Below are 11981 nucleotides of genomic sequence, written 5' to 3' on the forward strand. Positions count from 1 at the left end.
TTGTTTGTTAGTAGTTAGAAATGTTTTATAATTGATCTCTTATAACCATTAGGTGCGTGGTATGAGCTTAAAAGATTACCCAGAGGCGTATAGAGCCTATCTTGTTAAAGTCGATATGCGCGTGTTATCACATTTTGTTGATTATATTTTAGAGAATGGGGCAGATTCATATTCGCAGTTAAGTATAAGTATTAAAATGGCTTTAAAAATAGCATTAGTACTATGCTATTCACGTCCATTTTTAGAGGATAACAAATCTTGTGAGGTAAACATTGGGGATGGTTTGACTGTGAATTATCTAGATGAAGAAAGAGTAATTCATAAAAATATTCTAGAAATGCACAATAAGGAAATTAGAGAATCAGATGAGGTTGTCGATAATATAAAAAGTTTTGAGTCAAATATAGTTCATATTTCCATGCATCGAACTAATTCAGTTCCTTTAGAATATTCAATAGTAGAATCAATAAAAGAGATGGCTGTTAAAATTAATAAGGCGGCTGATGAAATAGCAAATAATAGTTTGCAAACCGATATCGACATTCAGCGCCAACCTGCTAATGAAGTTTAATTTCGATTGAAATACTAATTATACAATTACATTGTGTTTTAACTATTGATACAGTGCAAAACAAAGTGTTGGTATTTTAAGTATCTTATAAATAGTCATGCAGCTAAGTTATAAGTCTCAAGATAATAACTCAACTTATATCGGTTTAAAAATCTAGGGATTTAAATCTAATACTTCTTCAATAGTATCAAACGGTATTGATGCATCTTCATTTACTTTCTTAACCGTGTCAGCGTTGTCTGCTTCAAATAAGCATGTGCAACGCGAATCATGTGGGTAGAAATTGCTTCGAATATATTTTACAGGCGTTCCTGATGCGTTGATTTTATGACTGGTATCTATTGCTGCTTTTTGTGCACCAGCCAAATCATCCATGGTAATTCCAGGTAAATTGCGTTGAACTGCATAAATAGGCATGTTTTGCCTCCTTAATTAAATTTTACTTTTTCTTGAATGTGTCTTTGAGCATTATTGAAAAGTATTTGTAAAGTTATACGTTTCGACTAATCTATAAAAGTAGATCATACGATGTTATTAGTTAATATTGGAAATATATATGAAAAGAAATTTAATCGTTAGCTAATAATATATGTAGAAGTAAACGGTCTTCAATTACCTAAAAATGTTTCGGTTTGACTCAAACAGAAGTCTAGGAAAGATAAAAAACGAGTATAAAATTTATGTATTTTATAAAAAGAGAATTAAGTTAAAGGTATTAGCTTAAAGTTAAAATTTCTTATTAAAACTACTTATTCGAATGATTAAATTAATAATTAACTAAAGTGATGAATTAAAAGTCGGTGTAGTATGCTAATACAAACTATAGAAATTAGATTTACTATAACAGGAGAATAATCATGTCAGATGGTATGGGAATATTAATATTTGCTATATTTGTTGCTGTATACTTTCTTATCATGGCACTTGCTAAAGATAAAGAAGAAGATAAATAACAATCATCGGGAATAATAGTAATTAATTGCGCACAAAATTTGGGCGCTCCAGTCTATTTTGTAAGGTTCGATACTGATTTCAATCAGATCTAATGTTTCACAAGATAATTAGTGAGACTTATAACTTTATGTACGATCAAACGGAAATTAAAGAAATTATCGACAGGGAGACAAAAGCATTCAATACAAAAAATGTGGATCTGTTTTTGAGTGTTATACATCCTGATATGGTTTGGCCATGGCCTCCTAATATGAAAGCACATGACCCTATAGATTGGGTGCTACCGTGGGGACGATACGATAAACAACGCTGGCAAGGTTATTTGCAAAAATTCTTTGATAAATATGAGCTCTTACACAATGAGCGTAATACGCAAAGAATTGAAATTTCTAAAGAAGGTGATGGTGCGTTTGCAGTGGTTGATGTGGATTCATTATGGAAATCTAAATCTGGGGACGAATTACATTGGGATGGCCGAGCCTGTAAAATATACACACTATTAAAGTGTGAATGGAAAATGATTTCCCAAGTAGGATTATTAGATTATTCTGCAACTAGTTAAATATACATTATAAATTTTGTTGCTCCTTTTCAATTTCTAGATCTACCATGTGTTGTCTCTGCAACCTAACCACACTGCCTGAAATGACGATGTAGGATACCAGTAGTCCAAAAGGACCAAAAATGACGGTAGGAATTATCCAGGCAATTGAATTTCCTTTTAATGTATTGGCAAGTTTTGCCATAAAATAAAGATAACCTAGACTACAAAGTACAATTACAGCGATAATTATTCCAAGCCAATAGCTATGCGGGGCACCAGTCAGGTGTTTGCCTGAATAGATATAGACGCTGACGAACATAAACATCAGCAAAATGAAACATAATTTCATCCGGGAGAATAATGCACTAATTGTATCTACTTGATCTGTTGTGTGCTGCATTGTAATAATTATAACTAGCTATTTTAAATTTATAAATATTAACTAACTTAATATGTTGCACACCAATAATTCAATTCTGTAACGATGTCAATTACCGTAGGAATTATATCCGTAGTTTTTGCTCTTCTAGGAATTGGATTGATTCATTTAGAGGTAAACGAGGTAAAAGAGAATGGCTTAGGGTTTGCTAGTACTGGCTTTATATTTTTTGGTGTTTTGTGGACCATTGGTTGGATAGCTATGGCTTTAGGTAACCTAAATGGAAGTGGCGAAAATACGATAGAAATATTTGGATTCATTATTGCAAATTAATAAAAACCTTATTTTTATATAATTAGTTTTATTATGTTTCGATATGACAATACTGGTGTGAGTCAGTATTGTAATAACAGCACTAATACGTAAAATTTATTTAAAGAATAATAAAAATTTATATAAATTAATTCATAGCATCAATATTATTTTTATTTATAATTTACGTCGTTTATTTAAAAATAGGACCTTCATGATGATGTATTCAATATGGACGCTAAAGTGTCTTGGATTAATTACATTTTTTGTTGCTTTGTCTGCATGTGACTTGCTTCAGAGAGGTTTGGATCAAGAAGATATGAATGTATATTTTTATGCACCAGATGGAGAAGAGACGTATTTAGGAGTCGTTCGTGGAATTACCATGTGTAGGTCAACTGTTGTGTCTAAAGCAAAAGCTTTAGCTTTCGATGGCGATGGCGGTCTACCTGAAAACCCTGGTAAAGACGAGCATATACTATCCAGTGACGCAAATTCAGGAAAACCAGGCTGGACCTATCATTGTTGCTGGAAGACAACTACTAATACTTGTAAGGAGAAATTGAAATAGCTGTCTACAAAATCTGTATAAGAAATTTTGTTCTCATATTTTAAAAGTCACATTTTTTAATGTATCTGCAACAGATATGATTTTTGTTCACATAAAGCCTATCGCCAGTGATACACAGTCAAGAGATATAAAAGAAAAGTGGTAACTACATAATTTATATTTATATAACTAGGTTATTTTGTGAATATATAGCTACAACACTTTATATTTTTAAGTGTTTATGTAAAAACAAATATTTTGAATACCCATTCATTATATCTATCGATACGTATAAAAATAATCTAAACTAGAATTTATTAAGAAAAATAGTTTCATAATGACAATTTGTAATTTGTTTATGATTCTTTGAATCTGTTCCGCAATGATCAGGATTTATTATTTTCATGTAAATCATGAGCATAAATAATTAATTTAAAAAATGATTATTCGATATGAAACAAATTATTAAAATATATATCTTGTATTCAAGGTATTGATAAATATTATTATGAAGCCAATAAGTATAAGCTCCTTGCCACAAAGCTATAAAAAAACTTACAACAATAAGAATAAAGCTAATTGCTAAAATATATTTTAGCTAGCTCATAAATAAAGCGAGGAGCTATCATGGACAAGTCCGTACTCGTCCTATCGGAAGGGTTAACCCAAGGTCTTGGGTATGCTTTGATGATTGGATTTGGTCTACTATTTCTCATTCTTGCATTTGTAATTAAACGCCGTCTAATTCGTTCGACTCATGATTTTGTAATTGCAAATCGTAAAGTTGGTTTAGGTTTTGGTGTTGGCTCTGTCATTTCAGTGTGGACATGGGCCATGGCAGTAATGATGAGTTCTGCAATGACGTATCAGTGGGGTTTGTCTGGGCTTTTTTGGTTTGTAGTGCCTAATGGTTTTGCCATTATGGCAATGGTGCCATTAGCGAGAATTCTCAGAAGAAAAATGCCGGAAGGGTACACCATTAGCCAGTTCGCACATACTAGGTTTAACGGTTCAAAAGTAGCTTCTATTGTTGTAACCATCGCGATGATATTTGGAATATTACTCGAGACCTTAATTAACATTAAAGGTACTTCTGTGGTGATGTCGACGGTATTCCCGATTGCATGGGAAACAGTTGTTATTTTAACGGTTGTAGTTGTCATGACTTATGTATTCTTTGGTGGACTTTGGACTAGTGTCATGACGGGGACATTCAATACATGGATGATTACTACACCAGCAGCCATTGTAGTTGTAGCCGTCTACGCGCACATTAGTGGAGGTGCTACCGCAGTGTTTGAAGCCGTAAAAAGTGCCGATGCGAGTAATTTATCCGTTTTTGAAGCAGATGCGGCTGCAGGTTTTGGTATTACATTGGCATTTGGTTTGCTTGCTGCGGTAGTTGCAGATCAAACATTTTGGCAAAAAGTTTGGGCGGTGCGAAAAGAGCAGGTTACAAGAACATTTTTATGGGGAGGCGCGCTGTTTTATCCAATTCCAATTTGCTTAGGTATGTTAGGTTTAGCCGGTTTAGCGTTCGGAGTAACTCCTGAAGAAATAGGTGGAGATATTGTTGCAATAGGCCCGTACATGGTTTCGCACATCGGACTTCCTTTGATATTAATTGTTGCATATGTGTTGGTAATTTTGGCTGCATGCTATTCAACCATTGATGGGGCAGCTTCTGCATTGTCATCTATCATTGCGATAGACATCATCAAACGTTTTAACACTCAAACTAAAGAAGCAACCTTGTTTTACATTACAAGATTTGGAATGATTTTAGGGGGTGTCATATCTGGGGTTATTGTCTTGACGGGGGTAGATTTTACAACCCTGGTGCTGACAACCTACGCCTTAAAAACATCCATTCTATTACCGCTGATCCTTGCTATTGTTTGGAATAAAACGAGTGTTCTTGGTTTTGTTGGTGGAATTGTACTTTCGATTGCGATAGGAATGCCGCTGCGCCATTTGTATGGGGAAATGGTAGGAACGTTTTCTATATTGGCGATCAGCGCCGGTGTCGTTATTTTAGCTTCGCTATTAACGAAACAGAAATTTGATATGAATAAATTGTTAGAAGCCCATAAAGATGAATTGGCACACGACAAGAGTTCGTAGAAAAAATAATTAAAAGCAATATAGTAAGAGAGGAAAATTATGTCAGGACTATTTCTATTTTTTCTTTTAATCGGAGCAGCAGCGACGATTTTATACGCAATGGGTTATTCCGTAGGCGTCAAGTAAGCGTTTGATGATGCACAGCAAGAGGACGAAATTGAAGACTACCAAGACAGTGCCTATACGGTAACTATTGCGATAGCGGTTCTTGCATCAGCAGTGATCATTGGTCTTGTAGGAGTCAGCCCAATATTTATCTATGCTGGGCCATTATTAGCAATCGTTACTACCTTTATGGTGGGCTATGCTTTCTTTTACGAGAAAAAGATGAGGGCTTCGGGTAAATTTTAGAGACTAATTGATCAATCGTAAAATAAAAATAACATGTTATGAAAAGCACGACAGCACTTGCGTGTTGTAGGCCCACAAAAGAAATTGATTTCGATAAGTATAGTACTTTAAGTAACTTGTCCGGATGAAAATTGGCGTATGGATACCAGTATATGGAGGATGGTTACGTACAAACGATCATCGTTACCAGCCATCTTTCAAAACATGCTACGAAGTTGCAAGCCGTGCAGAATCAAGTAACTATGATTATGTCTACGTTTCAGAGAATTATTTGAATGTAGTTTATGGTGAAGAGTTTGAAGTAGCAGATACATGGGCATTTTCTGCAGCCATTGCCGCTAAAACTTCAAAAATAAATATAGTCACATCGACTAAGCCTGGATTTCATGCTCCCTTGCCGATTGCCAAAATGGCACAGGGAATTAATCACATTAGTAATGGACGATTCTCCATCAATATTGTATGTGGTTGGTGGAAGCGAGAATTTGCACAATGTGATGTGGAATACTTAGAGCATGATAGTCGTTATCAGCGAGCAACTGAATTTACTTTGTGTCTAAAGAAGTTATGGACAGGTAAATATAGTCAATTTGAAGGCAATCATTTTGCATTGCACGACGCAATTGTTGCAATGGAAGATTCAAAAGATGGGCAAATTCCAATTTGGGTCAGTGGTCAATCAACAAGTTCACAGGAATTAGCTGCGGAATATGGAGACGTATATTTTATAGATAGCATGCCTGAAGATGACCTAAAAGAAAAAATTCGACAATTACGCGAAATGGAAAGCCGACATGGCAGAAAGTCTCAAATTGCTATGAGTGTATTTGTAATTATGGATGAGACGGATGAGAAAGCCAGGTTACGGTATAAAAATATTATTGAAAATCGTCAACAGAGTCTTATTGATAATTTTAGAATATCTATGGCTGAGTCGGGTGCAACGATGTGGAAAGGATTAACGGATGAACAAATGGTGGACTCAAATTGTGGATTTGATGCAAGTTTAATAGGTAGTCGGGCAACTATTATTAAACGCCTTACTATACTTAAAGAATGTGGAGTGGATATTTTGCTATGTCAATTTGAAGATATGCTGGAAGAAACTACCATTTTTGGTGAAACCATATTGCCTGAAATTACTTAAAGAAATAAATTTAGTGAGATAAACCTCAATATTTATTCAATACAGAATTAAAGTTATGCGCAGAAATATTTTTGATATGGAGCAGTAGACTCTAAAGAGTTATGAACTTATATATGTATAGAGGAGAAATATTATGACTAATAAAAATAAAAGCGAAGCTAAGAGCAAGTGGACTATGCAAAATTTGCCTCGAGGAGCCGATGCAAAAGAAGTTGCACGTGAGTTTGCAGTGGAGTTATTAGATATTGCCAAAGAAAACCCGGTTGTTTCGCCTGCTCACGATAGAAGTAAAAAAAGAAAACAAGCGCACTTGTTAGGCTTTCTCCAGCATGGACTAAACAGCCATGCGACAGGAATGTGGAGAAACCACACAGATAAACGTGGGTGGAAATTTTCTGAACCTGAATATTGGGAGCACATGGGAAGAACCATGGAACGAGGTATGTTTGATGCCATGTTTATTGCCGATGAATTAGCGCCGTACAATAATTACAAACAAAGCTCAGATGACACGGTACGTTATGCGGTGCAATGCCCTACACATGCGCCCGAAACCATTGTGCCTATCATTGGTCATGCGACCAAACATCTAGGTATTGGGGTTACGCTGTCTACAGCATTTGTACATCCATATGCAATGTGTCGCCATATTTCAAGCTTAGATCATTTAACCAAAGGCCGTGCTGCATGGAATATCGTGAGCTCTTATTCTAAGAGTGAATGGGATGCCTATGGCGCGGAGATGTCTGATCGCAGCCTGAGATATGCAAGAATGGAAGAGTATATGGAGTTGTGCAAACTGCTTTGGCATTCTTGGGATAGGGACTCCATTGTTGCGGATCGAGAAACAGGTATTTATGCAGACCCCGAAAAAGTGCACGAAGTAGACTTTGAAGGAAAGTTCTTCAAATGCAAAGGTCGACATTTTTGTTCTCGATCTCCTCAGGTGCAACCGGTATTTTGGCAGGCAGGATCCTCACCGACCGGGCGAGACTTTGCCGCCAAGCATGCGGAAGCCATATTTGCAGTACACCCAAATGTTGATCGAATGAAACAATATGCAGACGATTTAAATGAGCGCTGCTATACAAAATTTAATCGTACGGCTGACAGTGTAAAACGAATCTACGGATTGCAAGTGATCGTTGCGCCAACTCGTACTGAGGCAGAAGAGAAATACGAGCGAATAATGTCGCACATTCCATTAGAAGGGGCATTAGCATGGATATCGGGACACTTTGGACCAGACTTTTCAACCTATGCGTTAGATGATGTGGTGCAGAATATCGAAATACCAGGCATCCAAGGGTTGTTTGAATCAATCATCTATGCAAAAGGCGGAGGCCCCGTTACCGTGAAAGAAGCGGCACTCATTTATGCGCAAGGCATGGGTATGCCACGTGCAATTGGAAGTCCTGAAGATGTGGTCGATCAGATGGAAGTGTTTATGGATAACGGCGCTGATGGATTCATGTTGGCAGCTACGCCTACACCCACTTGTTTTGAAGACTTTGCAGATCTTGTAACTCCTGAAATGCAAAAAAGAGGCTTATTGCGTACTGAGTATAGAGGTAAGACTCTAAGAGAGAATTTACTCGATGATGGACAAAAAAATCTAGATGGAGTAAAAAAACGACTGATTAAGGAAGACCTCCTTTAACCTCTGAGAAGTAGGAAAAGAATACTGTTCTTAATAGGTAAGTTATAAATTTGTTAGTAATTAGCAGTAGAGCACTGCTACTATATATCTTACTGTTTAATAAGCTAGTAATATGAAACTAATCGGGATAGTAGGTAGTGCAGTCAAGAGTGGTCGAACGCGTAAAGCAATCGAGACTGCATGTGAGGGTGTAAAGCAATTTCTTACTGATGACTTAGATATAGATATTATCGATCTATCTAACGATAAAGTATCGATTTTAGATGGACGAAAATTGTCTGAATATACAGATGACACCGAAAGGGTTGTGACCCTGATCGAGACAGGTGATGTGTTTATAATTGGCTCACCGGTGTATAGAGGAACCTACACGGGCGCATTAAAAAACCTATTAGATCTTGCGCCAATCTCTACATTCGAAAATAAGCCTGTTGGCTTTATTGCAACAGGTGCTACGGCTCATCATTACCTTATGATTGATCATGAGATGCGCGCAGTACTTGCATGGTCTAATGCTTATCTATTACCTGGTAGTGTTTATGTGGAAAATCACCACTATGAAGATGGGAAAATTGTTGACAGTCAAGTGCATGAAAAACTGCATCAACTTGGAAAGTCGTCAATTCAAATGACACAAAAACTAAATGGACTTGTCGCCGAGCCATTGTGCTTAACGCGTCAATTATGGAAGTAAGGTATTATTGAAAAAAATATAAGCACCGTTGCATGTTTACATGAATTAGCGGACGATTTTTAGCCTCGGTGCCAAATGTTTTTGCTTGTATAATGAAGGGCCCATGGGTCCGATAATATTGGTTTTATCTGTTGGCAAAATTCTTTCTAAGTTAACCACTGCTTTTGCAAGCTGTTTTAATCGATCGAGTGTTTCATTGCAGATTAAATCTCTCTCTGAAAAATGATTATTATTAGCGTATACACAACCGGGGACCCCAAACGCATAGAAAAAGCTTAATAACGGTCTTAACTCTTGTTCTAAAGCTAAGTAATGGTGATCGCTACCTCCCGTTGCAATCAAGCCAACAGGTTTTCCTAGTAGGGCATCATTAGGCAAAATATCAAACATATTCTTTAGCATCCCAGTGTATGAACCTCTATACATAGGAGTACCTATAAACAATGCATCGGCTTCAATAATATTTTCAATCACATATTGTGTATCACCTTCGTATTTAGTGGGATCTCTACCGTCGCAATATTGAATATCGTATTCACTTATATTGAGTGCTTCTATAGTAATTGAATTGTCATATTGATAAGCAAAATCTAATGCTTTTTCAATGGTGATGATGGTTTGTTGACTCAAGCCACCTGATAAACCGAGTAATTTCATTTGCATGTTCCTCTGTATAAATAAATTATTATTTACCGCATAAACTTGTAAATGCTTTGCTTATAATCGATGCAGTGTCTGGCTAATTTATTTCATTACTATCTTTAGTGTGTAGGTATTATACGATTTCTGCTCTTGCACAGATATATATAAAGCAAATTAAGATCTATCTAATATTTATTTTATTATAAATTTAGTAACTTTTACGACCTAGCTAAACATTTAAGTCATATTAATTATAATGATAATTTATCAGTTGACGTCTGTTCTATAATAAAATGAGAAAATAGATTGATAATTTAAATCTTTAGCAGAATGGGCGCTAAAGAGGAATATATTACAAGCGTAGTTTGTGTGGCCTGGAAATGTACCGGCCGTTATTCAGAACTTCGTGCTCTAGAAACCGTTTTGTTGCCTAAAGTTGAGATATCTTATATAGGCGGTTCAATCTAATTATTTTCCGATCGTAGTTTTATATTGTTGTTTTGTTGGCAATAATATTTCTTTATACAAAACACGCCCAACTATTATTGGGCGTATTTGTTCAAGACTAAGTACAAATTTACTCAGACGTTAGTGCAGCACCAACTTTCCCTGAAATCATTCCTAAAATTGCGCCAATAACTAATGAAACACCAATAACAATTAATGGATTGTTAAAACTACCCGAAGTCAAGGCGTTCATGGTCAAGGCATCAGGTGTTTGAAGCGCATAGGCAGCAACACATGCATAACCAAATACACTTGCTGGAATAGAGTCAAAGATTTCAATATGTGCTAGCAAGCACATAATGGTTACCAGTGCTCCAATAACTATTCCTGCCCAAATTGGCAAAGATAGTACGCCTGCTAAAGGAATGGCTAGAATTATTAGTAATGTAATCCAGGCGAGAATAGCACCGAGTATGGTGCAGATAATTGTTTTTTGTAATGCCTTTCCATCTCCACCAATTACAAAAAAACATCCCCATGCAATAAATACTGCCCAAATTAATACCTTTCCTGCTAAAGGGCCTAGACATAAAGCAGCTGCGATACCACCTAAAACACCAATGCTTACTGATAATGCTACAAGACTTTTCATGTTAATTTTCTCCCTTGGAAATGCATGATTATTTTTATAGTTTTATTTATTTCTTAACTCAGTTTGACTTTAAACTACGTTAAATTGGCACTTTACCCTTGGATATATATGGTGCAAGTTAAATAATTTTAGGTATTAGAATACTCTATAGATGCGATAGTTAACAACTATGCATACATTGCAATGTAGGCAATTCTGTTACTTTGTGAAACGAAATCATTTAAATTAATTTCGCTGATTTAAATTATCTATGTTTATGTCCACATGAGTTGGTTTCTCATTTTGTTTGGGGAGATTAGCTAACAAAGCGGAATTAGGTTTTTGCGAACAGTAATTCAGTAACTTTAGTTATTGTTGAATAGTTAAAATGCTTCTTAATCTAAGTTAAGACGAGTGTTTAGCTTTAATTTAGGATGGTAGCTTATGTTTCTTTTAAGCGTGGCATGAGTTCAACTAGGTTACATGGACGATTTCGATAGTCTAATTGATGTGAAATTAACTTATCCCAGGCTTCTGCGCAGGCTCCTGTGGAGCCAGGTAAACAGAAAATATACGTTCGATTAGCAACCCCTGCAAAGGCGCGAGATTGTAGAGTGGAGGTTTTAATTGTCTCAAATGATAGTACGCGGAACATTTCGCCAAAGCCGGTGATTTCTTTATCTAATAGTGGTCGAATAGCTTCAGGTGTTCCATCTCGACCCGTTACGCCCGTGCCACCAGTGGTTATTATTACATCGGGTTTGGCTTCTGCAATCCACACTGATACTGCCGCGCGCACTTGATAGATTTCATCGGTAACGATTTTCTTTTCATGTACAGCATGGCCCGACTTGTTTAAGCGATCACACAGTAGCTTGCCTGATTTGTCATCCGCTTCATTGCGAGTATCGGATATGGTTAATACCGCAATATCTAAAGGTATAAAAGAACGTTCGTTGTCACTCATATATAATA

At 36.2% G+C, this 11981-nt stretch carries 14 protein-coding genes; 9 read left to right on the forward strand and 5 right to left on the reverse strand.

All coding sequences use genetic code 11. The features are described 5' to 3' along the window. Positions 1-61 precede the first annotated feature (61 nt). On the forward strand, positions 62-571 hold the full coding sequence (locus GKR92_02570) for a hypothetical protein (protein QMU60639.1): 510 nt from the start codon (positions 62-64) through the stop codon (positions 569-571). Positions 572-724: 153 nt separating this feature from the next. Here the strand turns inward: GKR92_02570 and GKR92_02575 are convergent, their stop codons facing one another. Further along, on the reverse strand, positions 725-988 hold the full coding sequence (locus tag GKR92_02575) for a DUF4242 domain-containing protein (GenBank protein ID QMU60640.1): 264 nt from the start codon (positions 986-988) through the stop codon (positions 725-727). A 664-nt stretch (positions 989-1652) separates the two neighbouring features. Between GKR92_02575 and GKR92_02580 the strand changes: the two genes are divergently transcribed. Beyond that, positions 1653-2087: a hypothetical protein gene (locus tag GKR92_02580; protein QMU60641.1), complete on the forward strand. Its 435-nt coding sequence runs from the start codon at positions 1653-1655 to the stop codon at positions 2085-2087. A 7-nt stretch (positions 2088-2094) separates the two neighbouring features. On the opposite strand, the gene GKR92_02585 is transcribed toward GKR92_02580, so the two are convergent. Then, entirely contained in the window at positions 2095-2469 is a 375-nt protein-coding gene (locus GKR92_02585) for a hypothetical protein (GenBank protein QMU60642.1), read from the reverse strand. Between the two features lie 84 nt (positions 2470-2553). Between GKR92_02585 and GKR92_02590 the strand changes: the two genes are divergently transcribed. The 6 genes from GKR92_02590 to GKR92_02615 all read left to right on the forward strand — a co-directional run bounded on the left by GKR92_02590 (position 2554) and on the right by GKR92_02615 (position 9286). Then, positions 2554-2781 carry a hypothetical protein gene (locus tag GKR92_02590; protein ID QMU60643.1) on the forward strand — a complete coding sequence of 76 codons (228 nt, stop codon included), beginning with the start codon at positions 2554-2556 and terminating at the stop codon, positions 2779-2781. 196 nt (positions 2782-2977) lie between these two features. Further along, positions 2978-3331, forward strand: a complete 354-nt coding sequence (locus GKR92_02595) for a hypothetical protein (GenBank protein ID QMU60644.1) — start codon at positions 2978-2980, stop codon at positions 3329-3331. Positions 3332-3937: 606 nt separating this feature from the next. Then, a complete protein-coding gene (locus tag GKR92_02600) occupies positions 3938-5434 on the forward strand; it encodes a sodium:solute symporter (protein QMU60645.1) in 1497 nt (498 codons plus the stop codon). Positions 5435-5909: 475 nt separating this feature from the next. Continuing rightward, the gene (locus GKR92_02605; GenBank protein QMU60646.1) at positions 5910-6932 is read left to right on the forward strand and encodes an LLM class flavin-dependent oxidoreductase; all 1023 of its coding nucleotides are present in this window, start codon (positions 5910-5912) and stop codon (positions 6930-6932) included. 175 nt (positions 6933-7107) lie between these two features. Then, complete coding sequence (locus GKR92_02610; GenBank protein ID QMU62692.1) at positions 7108-8592, forward strand: NtaA/DmoA family FMN-dependent monooxygenase; 1485 nt, start codon at positions 7108-7110, stop codon at positions 8590-8592. Between the two features lie 112 nt (positions 8593-8704). Next, entirely contained in the window at positions 8705-9286 is a 582-nt protein-coding gene (locus tag GKR92_02615; protein QMU60647.1) for a hypothetical protein, read from the forward strand. Positions 9287-9331: 45 nt separating this feature from the next. Here GKR92_02615 and GKR92_02620 read toward each other — a convergent pair whose 3' ends face one another. Then, positions 9332-9943 (reverse strand): NAD(P)H-dependent oxidoreductase, encoded by a 612-nt coding sequence (locus GKR92_02620; protein QMU60648.1) that lies wholly within the window; start codon positions 9941-9943, stop codon positions 9332-9334. A gap of 315 nt (positions 9944-10258) precedes the next feature. Between GKR92_02620 and GKR92_02625 the strand changes: the two genes are divergently transcribed. Then, entirely contained in the window at positions 10259-10396 is a 138-nt protein-coding gene (locus tag GKR92_02625) for a hypothetical protein (protein ID QMU60649.1), read from the forward strand. Positions 10397-10505: 109 nt separating this feature from the next. Here the strand turns inward: GKR92_02625 and GKR92_02630 are convergent, their stop codons facing one another. After that, complete coding sequence (locus tag GKR92_02630; protein ID QMU60650.1) at positions 10506-11027, reverse strand: DUF1097 domain-containing protein; 522 nt, start codon at positions 11025-11027, stop codon at positions 10506-10508. Between the two features lie 421 nt (positions 11028-11448). Next, a complete protein-coding gene (gene moaB / locus GKR92_02635; protein QMU60651.1) occupies positions 11449-11973 on the reverse strand; it encodes a molybdenum cofactor biosynthesis protein B in 525 nt (174 codons plus the stop codon). Between the last annotated feature and the right edge of the window lie 8 nt (positions 11974-11981).

The organism is Gammaproteobacteria bacterium (assembly GCA_014075255.1).
Taxonomy (GTDB): Bacteria; Pseudomonadota; Gammaproteobacteria; order UBA4575; family UBA4575; genus JABDMD01.